The organism is Citrobacter sp. GW821-FHT07H02 (genome assembly GCF_059418505.1).
In genome coordinates, this window is the sequence record NZ_JBWKPZ010000009.1 from 30430 (window position 1) to 53062 (window position 22633).

Below are 22633 nucleotides of genomic sequence, written 5' to 3' on the forward strand. Positions count from 1 at the left end.
AAAGCAAATTTAATCAAAAATGTAATATGTAAAATTGACATAATATTATGATATCTTTTATTGAGCATCATCATGATCACTTCATTGCAAACAAAACACAAAAATAATATAACGCTTTTTTCACTATTATCTATCAGTGCATTCTTGCTTCTGTGGCTCACGCCTTTAAACAACAACCATTACGCGCTTTCTCTCTACCCAATCATTGCAACTTTTACGGGTGCCCTGTACATCCAGATAGGTAGCTTTATGATAATGAATTATTTAAGCTACCGTAAAAACAAACATCTACTGCCCCTGGCATGCGCGTTTCATAGTTCAGGGATACTTTTATTTATTGCACTCTACATTTATTTCGCAGATTCAGTTCCTAAGAGTATCATTTTTAATGACATTGCTATATTACATACTCTGCGAACAACGCTCACCACCGGTTTGTTTATCGTCGCCCTATATTTATATAAAAAAGAAAAAAACCAACAAAAATATCAAAAAGTTATTGTTTGTTCCGTTTTTCTCTGGTGCATTTTACATCTGGCAGTCGCTGTTCTTTACTCAACCAATACACTGCCACTGTCTTTACAACTGATCGATCCTGTCACCTTCGAGTGGTTATTTCCCTGGCACGGATTGGTTATCTGCTTTTTTATCTCACTTTGGGTAGGTATCGTGTACTTTATCCTCAGCCTGACTCAACTAAAAAACCAGTTCTGGCTTAGCATGTCTCTCGTGGCGTTGAGCAACCTACTGATTTTTACTACGTTATTTAAATATTCCTATATGAACTCAGCTGGCTGGTATCTGGCCCGGGGAGTGGAATGCCTGAGTTCAATGGCGGTGATGACCGTATTAATGTCCGATATATTCCATCGCTTTAAAGCGTCACGCCAGGCCTATGAGCTTTCGTACGAGAATTCAGTTCGCGATCCCATGACCCGCCTGTTTAATCGCGGATTTTTTTATAATTCGCTAAGCCATGAAATCAAAAGTGTTCACCCACAAAAGCCACTCAGTATCATTTTTTGCGATATTGATCATTTCAAATCAGTGAATGATACGTGGGGGCATTTGCAGGGAGACAGAGTCATTATCAAACTTGCAGAATTAATGGTAAATCTGGTTCGGGAGCGCGATATCGTTGCCAGAATTGGGGGGGAGGAGTTTGCGATTCTACTCCCTGACTGTGATTCAGAAAGTGCGCAAAATATTGCCGAAAGGATGCGAAAACAGATAGAGCAGGCAACCCCCGCAACAACGAACGGTGATTTCCCACGAACCATCACTGTCAGCCTGGGGATCGTTTCTTCGGTTGATTGTGCGGTGGCTGCCGAGCAACTCGCTGATTGGGCAGATCGCGCACTCTATATGGCAAAAAACCAGGGGCGCAATCAGGCTGTCGTCTTTCCCCAGGCCCTGATGTCGCAAAGCACCGTGTGATAGTTAATTTGCCACAGCCTCCATTCTCCTGAATGGAGGCTCACCTTCCCCCTCCGTCAACAACCCGAATCACATCAACGAATGCCTGTGGCGCTTTCTCTGGGTGTCGAAAGTAAAGAACGCGATCTGATTTTAATGAGCTACGTGCATGGACTACAGATGCTCTAGAATTATTCATTATGTCTATGTCTATCAATTACTTTTTAGATTTTGTAAGATAATTTTAATCATGTTAATGTGAAGCCATTATCACTGGAGAAAGTCTTATGAAACTCGCTATCTATAGCACTAAACAGTACGACAAGAAGTACTTGCAGCAGGTTAACGAGGAATTTGGTTTTGAACTTGAATTTTTTGACTTTCTGCTGACCGAAAAAACAGCAAAAACGGCGTATGGCTGCGAAGCGGTGTGTATTTTTGTTAACGATGACGGCAGCCGTCCGGTGCTGGAAGAGCTAAAAAAGCATGGCGTTAAGTACATCGCCTTGCGTTGTGCCGGGTTCAATAATGTGGATCTGGATGCGGCAAAAGAACTGGGGCTGCAGGTTGTGCGTGTCCCGGCCTATTCTCCTGAAGCCGTGGCTGAACATGCGATAGGCATGATGATGACGCTCAACCGTCGTATCCACCGCGCTTATCAGCGCACCCGTGATGCGAACTTCTCTCTGGAAGGTCTGACCGGTTTTACGATGCACGGTAAAACCGCCGGGGTAATCGGTACGGGGAAAATTGGCGTTGCCACGCTGCGTATTCTGAAAGGGTTTGGCATGCGTCTGCTGGCGTTTGATCCCTATCCCAGCGCAGCAGCCCTTGAACTGGGCGTCGAGTACGTCGACCTGCCCACGCTGTTTGCCGAATCGGACGTGATCTCCCTGCACTGTCCGTTAACGCCGGAGAACTACCATTTGCTCAACCACGCTGCATTTGATCAAATGAAAAATGGCGTGATGGTCATTAACACCAGTCGTGGCGCGCTGATCGATTCCCAGGCGGCAATCGACGCGTTGAAAAACCAGAAAATTGGTTCACTGGGGATGGACGTTTACGAGAACGAACGCGATCTGTTCTTTGAAGACAAATCGAATGATGTGATTCAGGATGACGTTTTCCGTCGCCTTTCAGCCTGCCATAACGTGCTGTTCACGGGACATCAGGCCTTCCTGACGGCTGAAGCGTTGATCAGCATTTCTGAAACGACGTTACAGAACCTGAATCAACTTTCCAACGGCGAAACCTGCCCGAACGCACTGTTCTAACCTTTTCGCTCCCCTGCCGTCAGGGGAGCATTTTCAGATAATCACCAATGATTTATCTGACCATATTATTATTATGGTAAATATTCCCCATTATCGAATGTAGAGAACCATCATGCAAAAAATCGTCACGCTGGTTGCACTCAGCATGCTAATGGCTGGTTGTGTGAGTAACAGCAAAGTGTCCGTTAACAGCGATCAGCTTCAGCACCACCGTTTTGTTCTTGAGAGCGTTAACGGCAAGCCGTTCCCCGCCAGTAAAAATCCCCCGGAACTCAGTTTTGGTGAAAAAATGACGGTTTCGGGAAAAATGTGTAATCGCTTCTCCGGCGAAGGCAAACTGTCTGACGGCGAACTGAAAGTGAAAGAGATGGCGATGACGCGCATGATGTGTGCCGATCCGCAGTTAAACGAACTGGATAACACCATCAGCACCATGCTCAGGAAAGGCGCGCAGGTAGACTTAACCGCCAACCAGTTGACACTGGCGACGGCGGAACAGACGTTAACGTATAAACTGTCAGATTTAGTGCAGTAAATCGGCTGCAATTAATAGCTGCCGCAGCTCCCGGCGGCGAGCGACTGTTCACTACAGCGTTTGCCGTTGGGTAATGCGCACATGCCGATGGCCGAGCCATCAAGCTGGCGAGCTACTGAGAGCGAACCGCCAATCATGGCGCAACTAGCCTCACCAGAGCTGGACATTGCCGCTCTTAAACCGGGCGTCACATGCGCTGCCGTTGCCTGCTGAACAGGTTCACTACTGCAGGCCGACAATAATAAGGCGGCACACCCCACCAAAAATGCTGCGCGCATTTCTCTCCCCTCTAAAAATTTACCCAGGACAACACCGCCATAAATAATAGGCAGCGGAATCTGCGGCGTCGAGAGGCAATGTGCGCATTTATGCGCCCTGGTTACATTTTCTGGCAATTTTTTTCGCGTCTGTTTGATCAAACACTTCATTCTTTTTAATGCATGGACACAAAAGCGAAAATGCGGCCCGACGGAGTTTGCTAAAATTAGAGGATAACTACAGGACTCGCCGATGTTTCGCGCGTCTCTTTATTTTGCGCAATGTAAGGGTGTCATATGATTACTATTGACGGTAATGGCGCGGTTGCTTCAGTCGCATTCCGTACCAGTGAAGTTATCGCCATCTACCCGATTACGCCAAGTTCAACAATGGCTGAGCTGGCAGATGCCTGGGCCGGAGACGGGCTTAAAAACGTGTGGGGGGACACCCCGCGCGTCGTAGAAATGCAGTCGGAAGGCGGCGCAATCGCCACTGTTCACGGCGCATTACAGACCGGGGCATTGTCTACCTCGTTTACGTCCTCGCAGGGTCTGCTGCTGATGATCCCGACGCTGTACAAGCTGGCGGGTCAGCTTACCCCGTTTGTCCTCCATGTTGCTGCCCGTACCCTCGCCACACACGCGCTGTCTATTTTCGGCGACCATTCCGACGTGATGGCCGTTCGCCAGACCGGTTGCGCCCTGCTGTGTGCCAGCAGCGTTCAGGAAGCCCAGGATTTTGCGCTGATTTCGCACATTGCTACCCTGAAAAGCCGCGTGCCGTTTATTCATTTCTTTGATGGTTTCCGTACCTCACATGAGATCAATAAAATTGTCCCGCTGGCCGATGACACGATCCTCAACCTGATGCCGCAGGCTGAAATTGATGCGCACCGCGCCCGCGCACTGAATCCGGAGCATCCGGTGATCCGTGGTACGTCAGCCAACCCGGACACTTATTTCCAGTCTCGCGAGGCGACCAACCCGTGGTATAACGCCGTTTACGACCACGTTGAACAGGCGATGGATGACTTCGCCGCCGCCACCGGGCGTCAGTACAAACCGTTTGAGTACTACGGTCACCCGCAGGCCGAACGCGTCATCATTCTGATGGGCTCCGCGATCGGCACCTGTGAAGAGGTCGTGGATGAGTTGCTTACACGCGGCGAAAAAGTCGGCGTGCTGAAAGTCCGCCTGTATCGCCCCTTCTCCGCTCGCCATTTACTGCAGGCTTTACCGGAATCCGCACGTGTCGTTGCCGTGCTGGATCGCACCAAAGAACCTGGCGCGCAGGCGGAACCGTTGTATCTGGATGTCATGACGGCCCTGGCCGAAGCCTTCAATGCCGGTGAGCGCGAAACCTTACCGCGCGTCATCGGTGGTCGTTATGGTCTCTCTTCAAAAGAGTTTGGCCCGGACTGTGTACTGGCTGTCTTTAACGAACTGAACAGCGCTAAACCGAAACCGCGTTTTACGGTAGGTATTTATGATGATGTGACCAATCTGTCACTTCACTTGCCTGAGAACACCCTTCCCGGCAGCGCAAAACTCGAAGCGCTGTTTTATGGTTTAGGCAGCGACGGTAGCGTTTCAGCAACCAAAAATAATATCAAGATTATCGGTAACTCAACGCCGTGGTATGCGCAGGGGTATTTTGTCTACGACTCCAAAAAAGCGGGTGGCCTGACCGTTTCTCACCTGCGGGTGAGCGAGCAGCCGATCCGCTCTGCGTATCTGGTGTCCCAGGCGGATTTCGTCGGCTGTCACCAGGTGCAGTTTATCGATAAATATCAAATGGCAGAGCGTCTCAAACCGGGCGGTATTTTCCTGCTTAACACCCCCTACCACGCCGATGAGGTATGGTCGCGGCTACCGCAGGAAGTGCAGGCGGTGCTTAACCAGAAAAAAGCCCGTTTTTACGTGATCAATGCCGTCAAAATTGCCCGTGAATGCGGTCTGGCTGCGCGTATCAACACCGTCATGCAGATGGCGTTCTTCCATCTGACGCAAATTTTACCGGGCGACAGTGCGCTGGCGGAATTGCAGGGCGCAATTGCGAAAAGCTACAGCAGTAAAGGCCAGGATTTGGTCGAGCGTAACTGGCAGGCTCTGGCGCTGGCCCGTGAGTCGGTCGCCGAAGTTCCCCTGCAGGCGGTGGATCCGCGCAGTGCGAATCGTCCTCCGGTCGTTTCCGATGCCGCGCCTGATTTTGTTAAAACCGTCACCGCCGCGATGCTCGCCGGTCTTGGCGATGCCCTGCCCGTTTCCGCGCTGCCGCCGGATGGCACCTGGCCGATGGGCACCACCCGTTGGGAAAAACGCAACATCGCTGAAGAGATCCCCATCTGGAAAGAAGAGCTGTGTACACAGTGTAACCACTGCGTCGCCGCCTGCCCTCACTCGGCCATCCGCGCCAAAGTGGTGTCACCTGAGGCCCTGGAAAACGCGCCGGCCAGTCTGCATTCGCTGGATGTGAAATCACGCGATATGCGCGGTCAGAAATACGTTCTGCAGGTTGCGCCTGAAGACTGCACCGGGTGTAATTTGTGTGTTGAAGTTTGCCCGGCGAAAGATCGTCAAAATCCGGATATCAAGGCCATCAACATGATGTCGCGCCTTGAGCACGTTGAAGAGGAGAAAATAAATTATGACTTCTTCCTCAGCCTGCCGGAGATTGATCGCAGCAAACTGGAGCGTATCGATATCCGTACCTCGCAGCTTATTACGCCGCTGTTCGAGTATTCCGGTGCCTGTTCCGGCTGCGGTGAGACGCCGTATATCAAACTGCTGACGCAGTTGTACGGCGACAGAATGTTGATCGCCAACGCCACCGGTTGTTCTTCAATCTATGGCGGCAACCTGCCCTCAACGCCTTACACCACCGACATTCATGGTCGCGGGCCTGCATGGGCGAACTCATTGTTTGAAGACAACGCCGAGTTTGGCCTGGGCTTCCGTCTGACGGTGGATCAACACCGGGTACGCGTTTTGCGCCTGCTGGAACAGTTTGCAGAGCAGATCCCCGCAGAATTAAATGATGCGCTGCATGCCGATGCAACGCCGGAAGTGCGCCGCGAACAGGTCGCCGCTTTACGCCTGCATCTTAAAGATGTAGACGCTGCGCGTGAGCTGTTAACCGATGCCGATGCGCTGGTAGAAAAATCAATCTGGCTTATCGGCGGTGACGGATGGGCCTATGATATTGGCTTTGGCGGTCTTGACCATGTATTAAGCCTGACCGAAAACGTCAATATTCTGGTGCTGGATACCCAGTGTTACTCCAATACCGGTGGGCAAGCGTCAAAAGCGACACCTCTGGGCGCAGTGACTAAATTTGGCGAGCACGGGAAACGTAAGGCACGTAAAGATTTGGGCGTCAGTATGATGATGTACGGTCATGTTTATGTCGCACAGATTTCATTGGGCGCGCAACTGAACCAGACGGTGAAGGCGATTCAGGAAGCCGAATCTTATCCGGGACCGTCGCTGATCATTGCCTACAGCCCCTGCGAAGAGCATGGCTACGACCTGGCGTTAAGTCACGAGCAGATGCGTCAGCTAACCGCGACCGGCTTCTGGCCACTGTATCGCTTTGACCCACGTCGGGCCGATGAAGGTAAACGACCGCTGGCGTTGGATTCTCGCCCGCCGTCAGACGCGCTGGCCGAGACGTTGCTCAACGAGCAGCGCTTCCGTCGCCTGAATACCCAACAGCCGGAAGTGGCCGAGCAGTTGTGGAAAGATGCCGCAGCGGATCTGCAAAAACGCTATGACTTCCTTGCCCAATTAGCCGGGAAGGCAGAAAAGAGTGATACGGAGTGATCCTGAAAGTAAAAAATTAGCTTTCAGATAAAAAAAAGCCCGAACAATCGTTCGGGCTTGTCAATTTATTCGCTGGGAAATAAATACCCATCGCAATGGCCAACGAAAAAAGCAAAAAGTGACAATAAAGGCATATAACCCGCGCAGAATATCGCAACAAGTTTCGCTTGTATAATTTTTATTTTGTATATATCACCCCAATACATTCATAGAAATTATCATCATTTCAGCTGAATTATTTATTTAAGATTTTACTTAACACGTAACAATTCATACTTATCGATTTACGGAACTTCTCATTTAGCATGCTTTCACTCCCTCATATGGGTAGTCACAGGTAATTAAAAAAAACTAAAGGATTATTTCGATGAAAAGAAAAGTACTGGCCCTCGTTATTCCTGCCATGTTAGCCGCAGGTGCTACCCACGCCGCTGAAGTTTATAACAGCAACGGCAACAAATTAGATCTTTACGGTAAAGTAGTCGGTCTGCACTATATGTCTGACGACGCCAGCAGTGATGGCGATCAGTCTTATATGCGTATGGGTTTCAAAGGCGAAACTCAGATCAATGACGAACTGATCGGCTTCGGTCAGTGGGAATACCAGGTTAACACCAACACCACTGAAAGCGACCACGGCAACAACTTCACCCGTCTGGGTTTCGCGGGTCTGAAATTCGGTGACTACGGTTCATTCGACTACGGCCGTAACTACGGCGTAATGTACGACGTAGAAGGCTGGGTGGATATGCTGCCAGAATTCGGTGGCGACTCTTACACCAAAGCGGATAACTTCATGACCGGCCGTGCCAACGGCGTTGCCACTTACCGTAACAACAACATGTTCGGTATGGTTGACGGCCTGAGCTTCGCATTGCAGTTCCAGGGCGCTAACGAAAGCCAGGTTACTGACGAAAATGGCCAGGAGATCCAGGAAGGTACTGGTAACGGTAACGACAAACGTAATATCAAAAACTCCAACGGTGACGGTTTCGGTATCTCCACCTCTTACGACTTCGGTATGGGTGTAACGCTGGGTGCGGCGTATACCTCTTCTGACCGTACTAACGAGCAGGTTGAATTCTCTACTGCAGGCGGCGACAAAGCTGACGCATGGACTGTCGGTGGTAAATACGATGCGAACAACATCTATTTTGCTGCAATGTACTCCGAAACCCGTAACATGACCCCGTATGGTGACAGCTACAACACCATCGCCGACAAAACACAGAACTTTGAAGTGACTGCTCAGTACCAGTTCGACTTCGGTCTGCGTCCGAACATTTCTTACCTGATGTCTAAAGGCAAGGATCTGGGCACCGACGGTGACCAGGATCTGGTAAATTATGCTGAAATCGGCCTGAGTTACTACTTCAACAAAAACATGTCCACCTTTATTGATTACAAAATCAACCTGCTGGACGAAGACGACAGCTTCTATGCTGACAACGGCATCGCCACTGACGACATCGTAGCACTGGGTCTGATTTACCAGTTCTAAGTCTACCGGCCCGCTGGAAACAGCGGGCTACTCTCCCTTCCCTGCCCTTCATAACACTGTTTTATTTCTGCTAAAACAATATATCTGTTGCGTAAAAATCCCTGCCTGATAGATGATAGCTGGCATAAGAACCTGTCATAAAGGACGCCTGCCATGCACCATCATCCTGTAAAATCATCGCGCATTGCATCCGTCGGTTATGATGAAACATCCCGCACGCTGGAAATTCTTTTTCATCACACTGATGCCGTTCTGCAATACCATGATGTTCCCGCCCGTATATTTCATCATTTTCTTAGCGTTGTCTCGAAAGGACGATTTTATGACGGCGTTATTAAGGGAAAATTCCCGGAACGGAAATTGAAATGACACAAAATGTGACTCCCGTCATTATACATAAAGTGCCATTAGGGGGTAGAATCCAGGCGGATACTTAAACAGGAGGTTTTATGAGCAGAATGATTCTTGTCCCTATCGATATTTCAGATTCAGAATTAACTCAACGCGTAATTGCCCATGTCGAAGCGGAGGCAAAAATTGACGATGCACAGGTCCATTTTTTGACCGTGATCCCGTCACTGCCCTACTACGCCTCGTTAGGTCTGGCTTATTCGGCTGAGTTACCCGCGATGGACGATCTGAAAGCCGAAGCAAAATCTCAGCTGGATGATATTACCAGGAAGTTCACTATCCCCAGAGACAGAGTGCACCTGCATGTTGCAGAAGGCTCTCCGAAAGATAAGATTCTGGAAATGGCGAAAAAGTTACCGGCCGAGATGGTGATTATTGCCTCACATCGCCCGGATATCACCACGTATCTGCTTGGCTCCAACGCCGCCGCCGTGGTGCGTCACGCGGAGTGTTCCGTGCTGGTTGTTCGCTAAATATGGCAGCCCGCAACGGCGTTGCGGGCTTTTAAGCGATTTTCGTTACAAAGAAATCCGGTGAAAGCCAAATAACAGCGCGGGTGCCAGTCGATAAAAAGGCACCGGACGCCAGAAATAATACCCTTGTAAAAAGTGAATCCCTTTCGCATTCAGGTAATCAGCCTGATGCTGCGTTTCAACGCCTTCTGCGATGATTTTTAACGACAGCTTTTTCGCCATATCAATAACGCAGTCAACCAACAGAGTTGAATCCGGGGAGTTGCTGATCCGTCGCACAAAGCTTTTATCAATCTTAATGAAATCAACAGGAAATTCGTTGAGATAAGAAATGCCAGAATAGCCGGTACCAAAATCATCCAGCGCCACCAGTACACCATGGCTACGCAGACGAGCAAACATCGAGAGGGTTTTCGGCGTCAAGGCCATCGGTTCCCGCTCTGTCACTTCCAGTACCAGCGTGATTTTTTTGGCGGACAATGCATCCAGTAAATGCAAGCAGTCATACTCCAGCACTTCGCTTTGCCCATGCGCCGCACTGATATTGATACCAATATGCAAACCTTCCGGTAAGTGCGGCATCACCGGAGTAAGATCCTCAATAACCCGCATCATGAGCTTATGTGTCAGTTCGATAATCAGACCGGTCTTTTCTGCTAGAGGAATAAAAACGTCAGGCGGTATAAAGCCCGCTTCAGGGTGCTTCCAGCGAGCCAGTATTTCGAAACCGTCAATTTTTCCACTCGCCCCATTCACCACCGGTTGATAAAAAGGGACGATCTCTCCTTTGTCGATGGCCCGGCGCAAGTTCTCTTCAGGGGTCGTATATTTACTCAGGTAACGATGGAGTATCCACCCGGTGATTAGCGACATGATCGCAAGGATAGCGGTAAGAAAACCGCCCTGGGAGATCAAACGTCCCAGACTAAAAAATGGCGGTGGGTCGTATTCAATTCTGAAAGGATAACGCAACGATTGCTGATGCGCCTTGTCCTGCCGAACTGACGTGAAAGGTCTGACAACATCATTGTAATCTAACATTTTATTACCTACCACGAGGGTAAGCTGTATTCGGTTTGACGCGGTCTTCAGCGCGGTGTTGAGATGTACAAACCCAATACTCGCCCCCACATAACCAGAAATGCCCGGCGCCAGATAAAAGAGCACTGGGGTTCCCCCGGTGATTTCATCGCCTGGATAGAGCGTAAGACTGGCCGCCGTCGATTTATCTTCGTGAATTTTTTGGGTCTGACTCCCCAGCAGTGAGGAACACCATACTTCGTGATTACGGATCAGAACGACATAACGTAAATGTGGTCCCATTGCCGCTTCGCGATTCAATATCCGTTGTGCATCGGTAGTACAGGAACCGGCCGTCAGCGGACGAACAACGCTAACCGCTTTTATGGCCTCATCCACCATACTGTCTGCCAGGGATACCGACAGTTTTGCTTCCTGTACTCTGTCTGTATATGCCGCGCGCCAGAGTTGCCAGTTCAGCGCCGTAACACCGACAATAAAAAACACGAAACCACAGAGTAAGGAGACCAGCGTTGCTCGCATAATGGCTTTCCAGTTTGGGATATTTTTTATAGCTTTCCTGAATCGTAAAAATAGCCTGCTTTCAGGAAAAAAGTGTGATTAATCAATAAATATTGAAAAGACCCGTTATCAGCATATTTGATGCGCTGAGAACACAGGTAAAGGCAAAGCCCTACACGGCGCGCAGTCGCCTTGGTGCAAGATAGAACGTTGCTATAAAACGTGCTGACATTCGTCGCCGTAATCCGTACCATACGCGACATACTTTTGCCTGTTGGCTTTTGCCAGCCGGAGCTAACCCGTCATTTATCACTAACCAGATGGGCATAATAACGCGCCCGCTTTTGGTGTCTGAGACAGTAAATAATGCAAGAAAATCAAGAAGTAACAAAGAAAGAACAATACAACCTGAACAAATTACAAAAACGTTTGCGTCGTAACGTGGGCGAAGCGATTGCTGACTTCAACATGATTGAAGACGGCGACCGTATTATGGTGTGCCTTTCCGGCGGGAAAGACAGCTACACCATGCTGGAAATTCTGCGTAATTTGCAGCAAAGCGCGCCGATCAGTTTTTCCCTGGTTGCCGTTAACCTTGATCAGAAGCAACCGGGTTTCCCGGAGCATATTCTGCCGGAGTACCTCGAGCAGTTAGGTGTAGAGTATAAAATTGTCGAAGAAAACACTTACGGGATCGTAAAAGAGAAAATCCCGGAAGGTAAAACGACCTGTTCCCTCTGCTCACGTCTGCGCCGCGGGATTCTTTATCGCACGGCGACTGAACTTGGCGCGACAAAGATTGCGCTTGGTCACCATCGTGACGACATTCTGCAGACACTGTTTTTGAATATGTTCTACGGCGGCAAAATGAAAGGTATGCCACCGAAGCTGATGAGCGATGATGGTAAACACATTGTCATTCGCCCGCTGGCCTATTGCCGCGAAAAAGACATTGAACGTTTTGCGCAGGCCAAAGGTTACCCGATTATTCCGTGTAACCTTTGCGGCTCACAGCCTAATCTGCAACGTCAGGTGATTGCCGACATGCTGCGCGACTGGGATAAACGTTACCCAGGGCGAATTGAAACCATGTTCAGCGCAATGCAAAATGTGGTCCCTTCTCACCTGAGCGATATCAATCTGTTTGACTTCAAAGGGATCAAGCACGGTTCCGACGTCGTGGACGGTGGCGATCTGGCGTTTGACCGCGAAGAAATTCCGCTGCAACCCGCAGGCTGGCAGCCAGAAGAAGACGAAAACCAACTGGATGAATTACGACTGAATGTCGTCGAAGTGAAGTGATCTTTCAGCGTCTCAGGTGTGATACCTGAGACGCCCTCTTAACGCTTATTTCAACAAACGAACCCGGCAATTCTTGCCTTTAATCTTGCCGTTTTGCAATTGTTTCCACGCTTTGTGCGCGACCGACTGGCGAACCGCCACGTAGACATGCGCCGGATGCACGGTAATCTTGCCAATGTCGGCGCCATCCAGACCCATATCACCGGTCAACGCCCCCAGCACATCGCCAGGACGCATTTTGGCTTTTTTGCCGCCGTCGATACACAGCGTCGCCATCTCAGCCTCCAGGGGCACAATCGGGCTGCTTCCCGGCGTCACCAGCCAGTTGAGTTTAAGCTGTAGCATTTCGGACAAAATATTCGCGCGTTGTGCTTCTTCCGGCGCGCAAAAGCTAATGGCCAGCCCGCTGTTACCCGCACGGGCGGTACGACCAATACGGTGTACGTGAACTTCCGGATCCCATGCCAGTTCGAAGTTGACCACCAGTTCCAGCGATTTGATATCAAGACCACGGGCGGCGACATCAGTTGCTACCAGCACGCGGGCGCTGCCGTTTGCAAAGCGAACCAACGTCTGGTCACGATCGCGCTGTTCAAGATCGCCGTGCAATGCCAGCGCGCTTTGCCCTGCGGCATTCAGCGCATCGCAAACTGACTGGCAATCTTTTTTGGTGTTACAGAACACCACGCAGGATGCTGGCTGATGCTGGCTGAGCAATTTTTGCAGCAGCGCAATTTTGCCGTGCGAAGAGGTTTCAAAAAATTGCTGTTCAATCGCCGGAAGCGCGTCGACACTGTCGATTTCGATGGTGAGCGGATCCCGCTGAACCCGTCCGCTGATAGCGGCGATAGCGTCAGGCCAGGTGGCAGAAAACAACAATGTCTGACGCGACGCGGGGGCAAAACGGATCACCTCGTCAATGGCGTCGCTGAATCCCATATCGAGCATACGATCGGCTTCGTCCATCACCAGTGTATTCAGGGCATCCAGTGAAACGGTACCTTTTTGCAGGTGATCGAGTAAGCGCCCTGGCGTTGCCACAATGATATGCGGCGCATGCTGGAGAGAATCACGTTGAGCGCCGAAAGGCTGCCCACCGCAGAGCGTTAAAATTTTGGTGTTGGGCAGAAAACGGGCCAGACGACGCAACTCTCCCGCGACCTGATCGGCCAGTTCGCGGGTGGGGCAAAGCACCAGGGATTGCGTCTGGAACAGACCCGCATCAATATGCTGCAAAAGCCCAAGGCCAAATGCGGCCGTCTTACCACTGCCGGTTTTTGCCTGCACGCGGACATCACGCCCGGACAGAATGGCTGGCAGCGCGGCAGCCTGTACCGGCGTCATCTCAAGGTAACCCAACTCGTTAAGATTCTCGAGTTGGGCGGTAGGCAAAACATTCAGGGTTGAAAAAGCGGTCACAATAAAATCTCGTCGTAAATGGCTGGTAATCAGCAGGCGCGTATCCTCGCAGATCTCAGCTTACGATGCGACATTTTAATCGGTTCTTCATCTGGCGGCGGGTCGGGCATGGGCTGCGGACGAGGAATGGGATCGGGCATCGGTATCGGATCGGTTGGCAGGGGTTCCGGCTGACGCGTTTGTAGGTGCAGTAGGGTTAAAAAGCGGTTCATGTTACCCTCCGGTCGTTGAGGCTGACACTTTTAGGGTAGTCCCGCAGGCAAAAAAAAGCCGACTAATCTAAGTCGGCGTCGTACGAATCAATTGTGCTATGCAGTAATTCAAAAAAGGAAGTAAGACAATATGGAGCGCAACGCCCATCGCTTGACGTTGCATTCACCTGCGAGAGAGATATTGCCCCGAATAGGTAGATGGTTTATTGACTTCGCTCAAACTATACGGCGTTTTTACACTCACACAGGGCAAAAAATCGTTGATGTTACAACCATTTACTGCGATGCAACCATAAAGTAACACCGCTAATCAGCACCACTAACAGAATGCAAAACAGGGAAAACCCAAATCGCCACCCCCCTCCGGGTATTCCGCCAAGGTTAACACCGAACAAACCGGTCAAAAATGTGCTTGGCAAGAAAACCATTGCCATCAATGACATGGTATAGGTTCTGCGAGACAGTGATTCCTGCATCACCTGCGCAATTTCATCGGCCATAATGCCTGTGCGCGCGATGCACGCGTCAATCTCATCCAGCCCTCTTCCCAGGCGATCGGCAATGTCCTGCATCCGACGACGCTGATCGTCATTCATCCACGGCAGGCGTTCGCTGGATAACCGCGCGTAAACGTCTCGCTGCGGCGCCATGTATCGGCGCATCACAATCAGCTGTTTACGCAGCAACGCCATAAAACCTCGTGGTGGAATTTGCTGATCGAGAAGGTTGTCTTCCAGGTCGATAATTTTATCGTGAAGCTGTTCAATGAACTCGCTGGCGTGGTCGGTTAATGCGTCGCAAACATCCACCAGCCAGCGGCCGCAATCTTCTGGGCCAGTGCCTTCCTGCAGATCGCTCACCACATCATCCAGCGCCAGAACTTTACGCTGCCGGGTGGAGACAATCAGACGCTCATCCATATAGAGACGCATCGCAACCAGTTGGTCGGGGCGTTCGTCGGTATTGCCGTTGATGCAGCGTAATGTGATTAACGTCCCTTCCCCCATCCGGCTCACTCTTGGACGCATGCTTTCGCCCGCCAGCGCGTTGCGCACACTATTGGGCAGTAACGGCGTGGTCGCCAGCCACTGCGCGCTGTCAGGATGGGTATAATTAAGATGCAGCCAGCAGGGGTGTGCGTTGTCAATAATGTCGTTATCTTCTAACGGCTTCACGCCGCCATTGCCGTCCAGCAGCCAGGCAAAGACAGCATCCGGTACGTTAACTTCCGATCCCTTAATGGCTTCCACAACGCCTCCACAGTCATTCATTCTCACCGATAGTCTAGCCTTCGGCGCATGTTAAGCAATATCTCATTATCCCATTGTGCTGAAATGATTCAGAAATATCGCTCAACTCGCCAGCAGGGATCCCTTCGCTTGTGCATCCCCTCTGGATCCGTGTTTTCTACCGGTTTAGTGAGTGTAATGTGGTTGTTCTATGTGAAAAAAATGTTATTCGTGGCGTGTTTTGCCAGGTCGGTGACACAAATTACTGCTAGATTTATCTGCACGATATTCTCTCAATGGAGAGCCAGATGTTGCACGTTGCCTGGGACCCCGTTCTGATTGGCATTTCGTTTTTAGTCGCTTTTATCGCTTCTTTCGTTGCCCTCGACAGTGCAGGTAAAGTGGCGATCTCCAGTCGTCGTGGTTCGGCTTTCTGGCGTTTTTCTGGTGGAGCGACACTTGGCATGGGCATCTGGTCAATGCATTTCATCGGGATGCTGGCGATGAAAATGAGCATGCCAATGAATTATCATTTTCTCCTCACCGCGTTATCGTTGCTGATCGCCCTGGTGGCCGCCACGCTGGCTATCACTATCGCCATTTCCGGCGATACGCTTTCAGGGAAAAGGCTCGTGGTGGCGACAGGAATTTTGAGTTCTGGCGTGGTGAGTATGCATTATGTCGGGATGGCCGCCATTCAGGAGCATTCCGCGATTATCTGGGATGCGAGCCTCATTTTGCTCTCCGTCGTGATTGCCGTGCTCGCCTCCGGCGCCGGATTATGGCTGGCATTTCATCTACGACAACATTCCCGCAGAGTACTCATCAATCGTCTTATCGCCGCGCTGGTGATGGCGCTGGCGATTTGTGCGATGCATTACACAGGCATGGGGGCAGCCACATTTACGCATTATGCGCATACACAGCACACCGGCATCAATACGGTCGAGTTGTCGGTCTGGGTTTCTGCCATTACGCTGATGATTCTGGGTATTATGCTGATTATTTCGATGGTCGATTCGCAGTTGCGAACCTCGCGACTGGCAGACAATTTACATCAGTTAAATTCCCGTCTTGAATACCAAACCCAGTTTGATGCCCTCACCGGTCTTGCTAACCGCACACAAATCGATATGTGCCTGCAAGATTGTCTGCACCATTGTGCCCTGCACCAGCAACATTTTGCCCTGGTGTTTATCGATTTAGACCGGTTCAAAATGGTGAATGATACATGGGGCCATCACATTGGCGATCAGCTACTGATTGCCAGTGCACAGCGGATCCAAAAATGCCTCGACGACACGATGACGCTAGCCCGACTGGGTGGGGACGAGTTTATTCTGCTCGTGCCGGGGAGCACGAAAGCATCGCTATCCTCCTTACTGACGCGGATTGCCGGGGAAATCAATACCCCCTTCTCGCTCTCCGGGCACATGATTCGTGTCTCGCTGAGCGCCGGGAGCAGTTTTTATCCTGAACATGGTTCCACGCTGCACGACCTCAAAGTGAAAGCCGACGTGGCCATGTATCATGTTAAGCAGAAAGGCAGAAATGGCTGGGCGATTTATACGCCTGAAATGGAGGCCCTTGTGGCCTCCGCGGCAGGGATCCTGCAGGGCCTCCCTCTGGCGCTCGAGCAACAGCAATTTGAGTTGTGGTTTCAGCCTAAATACACGGCCGGGGACCATGCTCTCACCGGTTTTGAGGCCCTACTTCGCTGGCGGCATCCTGAACAAGGACTGCTGTTGCCGGGTGTATTCCTGCAAGCGCTGGAAGATACAGGGCTTATCATCCCGGTAGGAAACTGGGTGATTCAGCAAGCCTGTTTCCAGCTTCATCAGTGGAAACAACAAGGGCACCCAGAATGGTCACTGGCCATCAATCTTTCCCCTACCCAATTTGAGCAACATGATATCGTCGACATTGTTTCTAAGTCGCTGAAACGTTATCACCTCTCGCCGACGCAATTAACGCTGGAAATCACTGAAAGTGTTGCCTTTAAAAATTTAACGCGCAGCGTGGAAATATTGAATACATTTTCTGAAGCAGGGATCATCGTTTCTATTGATGATTTCGGGACCGGTTATTCAAATATGTTGATGTTAAAATCACTTCCGGCCCGTGAGTTAAAAATTGACAGGGTATTTATTAAAGATCTCGCTGAAAACAGCAAGAATATGAAAATAGTGTCTACTATTATCGACATTGCGCATTCCATGAATATGCGCGTGGTCGCTGAAGGTATCGAGACCCCTGAGCAAGAAATGCTGTTAACCCGCATGGGCTGCGGCGTTCTGCAAGGTTTTTTGTTTGCAAAACCGATTCCAGCGAATAGAATCCCAGAATTGATCCAAAGAGACAGTATCGTAAAGCAGTTGAAAGCTGTGTCCCCATTAACTCCGCAGCAAACTATTTCGCTGTAAGAGATTGATGATAAAAATGATCTGCCAATAATTGGCTGCACAGCATGTGAAGATAACAGGATTATCGATGATTGCACACGAATTCAATGCCCTTGATTTATTAACCGTTCCTGTTTGGATTGTCTCACCACATAAAGAAGCGCTGGTATTTGCCAATACCGCAGCGCGGGAACTGATGCAGGAAAATACATTCAGCCAACTGCGAAAAGGGTTATTTTCGGCACATGCGCAAATTGAATTGTCCATGTATATCACTGACCTACGAAATAAGCGGGATATTGTCGAAATCCTGACAGTGAATTCTCATGGTCAGGAAAATGCGCTGACCTGCCGACTTTCCATCAAAACACTCGCAACTGAGGACGATGTGATTGTCTTTGAGGGGTTCGAAGTGCAGGCGGTTCAGGGACTCAAGGCTAGCCGTTCGGCAAACTATCAACGCAAGAAACAGGGCTTCTATGCCCGTTTTTTCCAGACGAACACCGCGCCCATGCTGCTTATCGATCCTTCACGTGAGGGGCTGATTGTGGATGCTAACCTGGCGGCCATGAACTTCTACGGCTACAGCCACGAGGTGATATGCCAAAAGCATACGTGGGAAATTAATGAATTAGGCCGTCATGTGTTGCCTGTTATGCATGAAGTCGCGCGCCTGCCCGGAGGGCATAAGCCGCTCAATTTCGTGCACAAACTGGCTGACGGCTCCACCCGTCATGTACAAACGTATGCCGGCCCAATCGAAATCTACGGCGAACGGCTGATGTTGTGCATCATCCACGACATCACCGAACAAAAGCGGCTTGAGCAGGAGCTTGAACGCGCTGCAATGCATGACGAGCTCACCGGTTTATTGAACCGAAGGCAATTTTACCAGCTTACCGAGCAGAGCCAGACCCCCCATTTAGCGCTGACGCAGGATTACAGCTTGCTGCTGATCGACACCGATCGCTTTAAGAGCATTAACGATCTTTATGGCCATCTGAAAGGCGATGAGGTGTTGTGTGCCCTTTCACGCACGCTTGAAGCCCACGCCCGTAAAGGCGATCTGGTTTTTCGCTGGGGGGGCGAGGAGTTTGTGTTGCTGTTGCCGCGAACACCACTGGATACGGCAATGACCATCGCCGAAACCCTGCGCGCCAGTGTCGCCAAAATCAGTATCGCTGGCTTACCGCGTTTTACGGTCAGTATTGGTGTGGCGCGACATGAACAGAATGAAAGTATCGATGAGCTGTTTAAACGCGTGGACGATGCGCTATATAAAGCTAAAAATGACGGACGTAACAGGGTACTCGCCGCCTGACGTCGCGTGAAACTGTTGACGCGTCATGGAAGACGCTGGTTATTCTGTCCTGACGTTGCGGCCCGCCCCTGGCGGCGCAGGCGCATTTTTACCGTGATATCGCTAGCGACTGCGTTTGGCGTGACGTTCCCAGTTTTCTTGTTTCGCCTGCGCGGTTTTGCGCAGCGCAACATAGCATGCACCGCTACCGCCATGATGCGGTAACGCCGAACAATAGGCCTGTACATCGTCGAATTCTGTCAGCCATCGGGCGACATAGCTGCGAACAACATTAGCATGTGAACTGTCTTCCCGTCCTTTACCGTGGATAATCAGTACATTACGTAAGCCGTCCTGCAGTGCCTGTAAAATGAAACTGAACAGCATCTTGCGGCACTCTTCAACCGGTTGGCGCAACAAATTCAGACTCGCCTGCTGGCTGTACTTACCTAAACGCAGTTTGTCGGTTACCCCTTGCTGCAAACCTTCCCGGCGAAATTCCAGTGGCTGACTGAGCGGGATAACATCCAAAAAACCGGTGGTGAGAAAATTATCAAGCTGGAGCGTATCCAGACGCTGCGGGGCGCGCTGATTACGCGTGGGCTGCCAGTGTATATCCGTGCAACTCTTTAGCGGCTGGACATCCTCCATGGCGTCAAGAAATAGCGATGTGTCGTCAAGGTTCATGATTCATCCTCCAGCTTTAGCCTCTGTACTATCATAACCGCACGGTATTATGCCGACAACGCTTTACAGTTGTTTCCAATAACAGGTCTGGATGCACCGCAGTGTGGGGCGCAGAGCGACCCCACCTTCTCTTTTTAGGGTATAGATGGCGATCATCGTCGCATGATATCTTGTCTTTTTTACCGACCGTGTCGGTGATATCCCCGTTCAGAATAAGGGAAACGGATGCTGAAATTACTTCAAGACAACATTGCGACCCCGCTGGGGCCGCTGTGGGTGATTTGCGATGAACAATTTCGCCTGCGCGCTATCGAGTGGGAGCAGCACAGCGAGCGTATGGAGCAATTGCTGGATATTCACTACCGCAGCGAAGGGTACGAGCGTGTTGTCGCCAAAAATCCCGGCGGCCTGAGCGATAAACTCGCTGACTATTTTGAGGGCAATCTCAGCATTATCGATACGCTGGAAACCGCCACCGGCGGCACCGATTTTCAACGTGAGGTGTGGCGGGCGCTACGGTCCATTCCGTGCGGACATGTCATGCATTACGGTCAGTTAGCCGAACAGTTAGGTCGTCCTGGCGCCGCACGCGCTGTCGGTGCCGCCAATGGCGCGAATCCCGTCAGCATTGTTGTGCCCTGCCACCGCGTCATTGGACGTAATGGCACGATGACCGGGTATGCCGGCGGCGTGCAGCGAAAAGAGTGGCTACTGCGCCATGAAGGTTACCTGCTACTTTAAAATCCAGGCAATTCGTGCCATCTACTTCACAGTTTACTGTAAAGTAACTGCAGATATTTTAAGGTTTTTCAAAGAGATATAAATATTCACTCCACTTATGTCTGAATTATCCCCTATTGGGAGTAGCGCAGACTTACGTGCTCACCAAAAAGATGTTAAAATTGACAAATATCAATTACGGCTTGAGCAGACCTATGATCCCGGAAAAGCGAATTATACGGCGCATTCAGTCTGGCGGTTGTGCTATCCATTGCCAGGATTGCAGCATCAGCCAGCTTTGCATCCCGTTCACACTTAACGAGCATGAGCTTGACCAGCTTGATAATATCATCGAGCGTAAAAAGCCTATTCAAAAAGGCCAGACGCTGTTCAAAGCAGGTGATGAGCTGAAGTCACTCTATGCTATCCGTTCCGGCACAATTAAAAGCTACACCATCACCGAGCAAGGCGATGAGCAGATCACCGGTTTTCATCTTGCAGGGGATCTGGTCGGTTTTGACGCCATTGGTACCGGTCATCACCCGAGTTTCGCTCAGGCGCTGGAAACCTCAATGGTATGCGAAATCCCGTTCGAGACGCTGGATGACCTGTCGGGAAAAATGCCGAATCTGCGTCAACAGATGATGCGTCTGATGAGTGGCGAGATCAAAGGCGATCAGGACATGATCCTGTTATTGTCGAAGAAAAATGCGGAAGAACGTCTGGCGGCCTTTATCTACAATCTGTCTCGCCGGTTTGCGCAACGTGGCTTCTCACCGCGTGAATTCCGCCTGACCATGACGCGTGGCGATATCGGTAATTACCTTGGGTTAACGGTTGAAACCATTAGCCGTCTGCTGGGGCGTTTTCAGAAAAGCGGCATGCTGGCGGTCAAAGGTAAATACATTACGATCGAAAACAGCGATGCGCTGGCAGTTCTGGCGGGTCATACGCGTAACGTTGCCTAATCATTTCGCAAACGTGTCAGTTATCCTTCTGTCAAATCGGTAGATTTCCCCGATTTATTGATCTGGCAGAAGGTTCTTCCCTGTTTCAATTAGCATATATGGGTTACTCTTTTAAATACAAACTGCGGTGACAGTTGTAAGGAGACCCTGTATGGCTATGTATCAAAACATGCTGGTGGTCATCGATCCGAACCAGGACGATCAACCAGCATTACGGCGAGCTGTTTATTTGCATCAACGGATTGGTGGAACAATCAAAGCCTTTCTGCCGATCTATGACTTTTCCTATGAGATGACTACCCTGCTGTCGCCTGATGAGCGCACGGCAATGCGTCAGGGCGTCATCAGCCAGCGAACAGCATGGATACGTGAACAAGCAAAATACTATATTGATGCAGGCATTCCTGTTGATATTAAAGTGGTCTGGCACAACCGTCCCTTTGAGGCGATTATCCAGGAAGTCGTCAGTAACAAGCACGACCTGGTTCTGAAAATGGCGCACCAGCACGACCGACTGGAAGCCGTCATCTTTACCCCTACTGACTGGCATCTGTTACGGAAATGTCCAAGTCCGGTCTGGATGGTGAAAGATCAGCCCTGGCCAGAAGGTGGCAAGGCACTGGTTGCGGTAAATCTGGCAAGTGAAGAACCGTACCATAATGCGTTGAACGAAAAACTGGTCAAAGAGACGATACAACTCGCAGCGCAGGTCAACCATACCGAAGTGCATTTGGTTGGCGCTTATCCTGTTACGCCTATCAATATTGCCATTGAATTGCCTGAATTTGATCCGAGCGTTTATAACGATGCGATCCGCGGACAGCACCTGCTGGCGATGAAGGCGCTGCGTCAGAAATTCAGTATTAATGAGGATGTCACGCACGTTGAAAAAGGCCTGCCGGAAGAAGTGATTCCTGATTTAGCAGAACATCTGCAAGCGGGGATTGTGGTATTGGGTACGGTCGGACGCACGGGGCTCTCCGCAGCGTTCCTCGGTAATACGGCGGAACAGGTCATCGACCATTTGCGCTGTGACCTGCTGGTCATCAAACCCGATCAGTATCAGACGCCGGTTGAGCTGGACGACGAAGAAGACGATTAATTAGCTAATGAAAATGCCGGATGGCGGTGTAAACACCCTTTCCGGCCTGCTATCAAGG

Annotated in this window: 19 protein-coding genes and 1 pseudogene; 14 read left to right on the top strand and 6 right to left on the bottom strand. The window is 50.4% G+C overall.

Annotated elements, in window-relative coordinates; translation table 11 throughout:
- The first annotated feature begins 72 nt into the window (after nucleotides 1-72).
- From AC07NP_RS11370 to hslJ, 3 genes are all read left to right on the top strand, one after another.
- Nucleotides 73-1437 (top strand): sensor domain-containing diguanylate cyclase, encoded by a 1365-nt coding sequence (locus tag AC07NP_RS11370; RefSeq protein WP_494660543.1) that lies wholly within the window; start codon nucleotides 73-75, stop codon nucleotides 1435-1437.
- A gap of 266 nt (nucleotides 1438-1703) precedes the next feature.
- Nucleotides 1704-2693, top strand: coding sequence for a 2-hydroxyacid dehydrogenase (locus AC07NP_RS11375; protein ID WP_203361092.1), 990 nt, complete (start codon nucleotides 1704-1706; stop codon nucleotides 2691-2693).
- A gap of 112 nt (nucleotides 2694-2805) precedes the next feature.
- Complete coding sequence (gene hslJ / locus AC07NP_RS11380; protein WP_192612319.1) at nucleotides 2806-3228, top strand: heat shock protein HslJ; 423 nt, start codon at nucleotides 2806-2808, stop codon at nucleotides 3226-3228.
- An 11-nt stretch (nucleotides 3229-3239) separates the two neighbouring features.
- Here hslJ and AC07NP_RS11385 read toward each other — a convergent pair whose 3' ends face one another.
- Entirely contained in the window at nucleotides 3240-3506 is a 267-nt protein-coding gene (locus AC07NP_RS11385) for a putative hemolysin (RefSeq protein WP_203361091.1), read from the bottom strand.
- Between the two features lie 276 nt (nucleotides 3507-3782).
- On the opposite strand from AC07NP_RS11385, the gene nifJ reads away from it, so the two are divergent.
- The 4 genes from nifJ (at nucleotide 3783) to uspF (ending at nucleotide 9692) form a co-directional block, all read left to right on the top strand.
- Nucleotides 3783-7307, top strand: a complete 3525-nt coding sequence (nifJ, locus tag AC07NP_RS11390) for a pyruvate:ferredoxin (flavodoxin) oxidoreductase (protein WP_494660544.1) — start codon at nucleotides 3783-3785, stop codon at nucleotides 7305-7307.
- A gap of 367 nt (nucleotides 7308-7674) precedes the next feature.
- Nucleotides 7675-8808, top strand: coding sequence for a porin OmpC (ompC, locus tag AC07NP_RS11395; protein WP_494660545.1), 1134 nt, complete (start codon nucleotides 7675-7677; stop codon nucleotides 8806-8808).
- A 153-nt stretch (nucleotides 8809-8961) separates the two neighbouring features.
- The gene (locus AC07NP_RS11400; RefSeq protein WP_494660546.1) at nucleotides 8962-9177 is read left to right on the top strand and encodes a KTSC domain-containing protein; all 216 of its coding nucleotides are present in this window, start codon (nucleotides 8962-8964) and stop codon (nucleotides 9175-9177) included.
- Nucleotides 9178-9257: 80 nt separating this feature from the next.
- Nucleotides 9258-9692 carry a universal stress protein UspF gene (gene uspF, locus AC07NP_RS11405; protein ID WP_192612324.1) on the top strand — a complete coding sequence of 145 codons (435 nt, stop codon included), beginning with the start codon at nucleotides 9258-9260 and terminating at the stop codon, nucleotides 9690-9692.
- Nucleotides 9693-9737: 45 nt separating this feature from the next.
- Here uspF and AC07NP_RS11410 read toward each other — a convergent pair whose 3' ends face one another.
- Nucleotides 9738-11255 carry an EAL domain-containing protein gene (locus AC07NP_RS11410; RefSeq protein WP_494660547.1) on the bottom strand — a complete coding sequence of 506 codons (1518 nt, stop codon included), beginning with the start codon at nucleotides 11253-11255 and terminating at the stop codon, nucleotides 9738-9740.
- A gap of 140 nt (nucleotides 11256-11395) precedes the next feature.
- On the opposite strand from AC07NP_RS11410, the pseudogene AC07NP_RS11415 reads away from it, so the two are divergent.
- Together AC07NP_RS11415 and ttcA are read left to right on the top strand one after the other, a co-directional pair.
- Nucleotides 11396-11560, top strand: a pseudogene (locus AC07NP_RS11415) (site-specific integrase); the annotation flags it as partial.
- 40 nt (nucleotides 11561-11600) lie between these two features.
- A complete protein-coding gene (gene ttcA / locus AC07NP_RS11420) occupies nucleotides 11601-12536 on the top strand; it encodes a tRNA 2-thiocytidine(32) synthetase TtcA (protein ID WP_203361085.1) in 936 nt (311 codons plus the stop codon).
- 45 nt (nucleotides 12537-12581) lie between these two features.
- Here ttcA and dbpA read toward each other — a convergent pair whose 3' ends face one another.
- The 3 genes from dbpA to zntB all read right to left on the bottom strand — a co-directional run bounded on the left by dbpA (nucleotide 12582) and on the right by zntB (nucleotide 15417).
- Nucleotides 12582-13955 (bottom strand): ATP-dependent RNA helicase DbpA, encoded by a 1374-nt coding sequence (gene dbpA / locus AC07NP_RS11425; protein ID WP_203361084.1) that lies wholly within the window; start codon nucleotides 13953-13955, stop codon nucleotides 12582-12584.
- A gap of 29 nt (nucleotides 13956-13984) precedes the next feature.
- Nucleotides 13985-14167 (bottom strand): proline-rich small protein YnaL, encoded by a 183-nt coding sequence (ynaL, locus tag AC07NP_RS11430; protein ID WP_203361083.1) that lies wholly within the window; start codon nucleotides 14165-14167, stop codon nucleotides 13985-13987.
- Nucleotides 14168-14433: 266 nt separating this feature from the next.
- The gene (gene zntB / locus AC07NP_RS11435) at nucleotides 14434-15417 is read right to left on the bottom strand and encodes a zinc transporter ZntB (RefSeq protein WP_494660548.1); all 984 of its coding nucleotides are present in this window, start codon (nucleotides 15415-15417) and stop codon (nucleotides 14434-14436) included.
- A 287-nt stretch (nucleotides 15418-15704) separates the two neighbouring features.
- Here zntB and AC07NP_RS11440 point away from each other — a divergent pair, with 287 nt between their 5' ends.
- Together AC07NP_RS11440 and AC07NP_RS11445 are read left to right on the top strand one after the other, a co-directional pair.
- The gene (locus AC07NP_RS11440) at nucleotides 15705-17819 is read left to right on the top strand and encodes a putative bifunctional diguanylate cyclase/phosphodiesterase (protein WP_494660549.1); all 2115 of its coding nucleotides are present in this window, start codon (nucleotides 15705-15707) and stop codon (nucleotides 17817-17819) included.
- Nucleotides 17820-17886: 67 nt separating this feature from the next.
- A complete protein-coding gene (locus tag AC07NP_RS11445; RefSeq protein WP_494660550.1) occupies nucleotides 17887-19119 on the top strand; it encodes a GGDEF domain-containing protein in 1233 nt (410 codons plus the stop codon).
- 102 nt (nucleotides 19120-19221) lie between these two features.
- Here AC07NP_RS11445 and smrA read toward each other — a convergent pair whose 3' ends face one another.
- Complete coding sequence (smrA, locus tag AC07NP_RS11450; RefSeq protein ID WP_494660551.1) at nucleotides 19222-19785, bottom strand: DNA endonuclease SmrA; 564 nt, start codon at nucleotides 19783-19785, stop codon at nucleotides 19222-19224.
- Between the two features lie 225 nt (nucleotides 19786-20010).
- Here smrA and ogt point away from each other — a divergent pair, with 225 nt between their 5' ends.
- The 3 genes from ogt (at nucleotide 20011) to uspE (ending at nucleotide 22575) form a co-directional block, all read left to right on the top strand.
- Nucleotides 20011-20526, top strand: coding sequence for a methylated-DNA--[protein]-cysteine S-methyltransferase (gene ogt, locus AC07NP_RS11455; RefSeq protein WP_203361078.1), 516 nt, complete (start codon nucleotides 20011-20013; stop codon nucleotides 20524-20526).
- 194 nt (nucleotides 20527-20720) lie between these two features.
- On the top strand, nucleotides 20721-21473 hold the full coding sequence (fnr, locus tag AC07NP_RS11460) for a fumarate/nitrate reduction transcriptional regulator Fnr (protein ID WP_015964308.1): 753 nt from the start codon (nucleotides 20721-20723) through the stop codon (nucleotides 21471-21473).
- 151 nt (nucleotides 21474-21624) lie between these two features.
- Entirely contained in the window at nucleotides 21625-22575 is a 951-nt protein-coding gene (gene uspE, locus AC07NP_RS11465) for a universal stress protein UspE (protein ID WP_494660552.1), read from the top strand.
- Nucleotides 22576-22633: the final 58 nt, after the last annotated feature.

What these genes read in the sequence shown, in the direction of transcription:
- AC07NP_RS11400 (WP_494660546.1), top strand. Translation starts at nt 8,962, where the DNA reads ATGCACCATCATCCTGTAAAATCATCGCGCATTGCATCCGTCGGTTAT.
- uspE (WP_494660552.1), top strand. Translation starts at nt 21,625, where the DNA reads ATGGCTATGTATCAAAACATGCTGGTGGTCATCGATCCGAACCAGGAC.
- AC07NP_RS11440 (WP_494660549.1), top strand. Translation starts at nt 15,705, where the DNA reads ATGTTGCACGTTGCCTGGGACCCCGTTCTGATTGGCATTTCGTTTTTA.
- ompC (WP_494660545.1), top strand. Translation starts at nt 7,675, where the DNA reads ATGAAAAGAAAAGTACTGGCCCTCGTTATTCCTGCCATGTTAGCCGCA.
- fnr (WP_015964308.1), top strand. Translation starts at nt 20,721, where the DNA reads ATGATCCCGGAAAAGCGAATTATACGGCGCATTCAGTCTGGCGGTTGT.
- uspF (WP_192612324.1), top strand. Translation starts at nt 9,258, where the DNA reads ATGAGCAGAATGATTCTTGTCCCTATCGATATTTCAGATTCAGAATTA.
- ogt (WP_203361078.1), top strand. Translation starts at nt 20,011, where the DNA reads ATGCTGAAATTACTTCAAGACAACATTGCGACCCCGCTGGGGCCGCTG.
- smrA (WP_494660551.1), bottom strand. Translation starts at nt 19,785, where the DNA reads ATGAACCTTGACGACACATCGCTATTTCTTGACGCCATGGAGGATGTC.
- AC07NP_RS11385 (WP_203361091.1), bottom strand. Translation starts at nt 3,506, where the DNA reads ATGCGCGCAGCATTTTTGGTGGGGTGTGCCGCCTTATTATTGTCGGCC.
- nifJ (WP_494660544.1), top strand. Translation starts at nt 3,783, where the DNA reads ATGATTACTATTGACGGTAATGGCGCGGTTGCTTCAGTCGCATTCCGT.
- AC07NP_RS11410 (WP_494660547.1), bottom strand. Translation starts at nt 11,255, where the DNA reads ATGCGAGCAACGCTGGTCTCCTTACTCTGTGGTTTCGTGTTTTTTATT.
- ttcA (WP_203361085.1), top strand. Translation starts at nt 11,601, where the DNA reads ATGCAAGAAAATCAAGAAGTAACAAAGAAAGAACAATACAACCTGAAC.
- AC07NP_RS11445 (WP_494660550.1), top strand. Translation starts at nt 17,887, where the DNA reads ATGATTGCACACGAATTCAATGCCCTTGATTTATTAACCGTTCCTGTT.
- ynaL (WP_203361083.1), bottom strand. Translation starts at nt 14,167, where the DNA reads ATGAACCGCTTTTTAACCCTACTGCACCTACAAACGCGTCAGCCGGAA.
- AC07NP_RS11370 (WP_494660543.1), top strand. Translation starts at nt 73, where the DNA reads ATGATCACTTCATTGCAAACAAAACACAAAAATAATATAACGCTTTTT.
- hslJ (WP_192612319.1), top strand. Translation starts at nt 2,806, where the DNA reads ATGCAAAAAATCGTCACGCTGGTTGCACTCAGCATGCTAATGGCTGGT.
- AC07NP_RS11375 (WP_203361092.1), top strand. Translation starts at nt 1,704, where the DNA reads ATGAAACTCGCTATCTATAGCACTAAACAGTACGACAAGAAGTACTTG.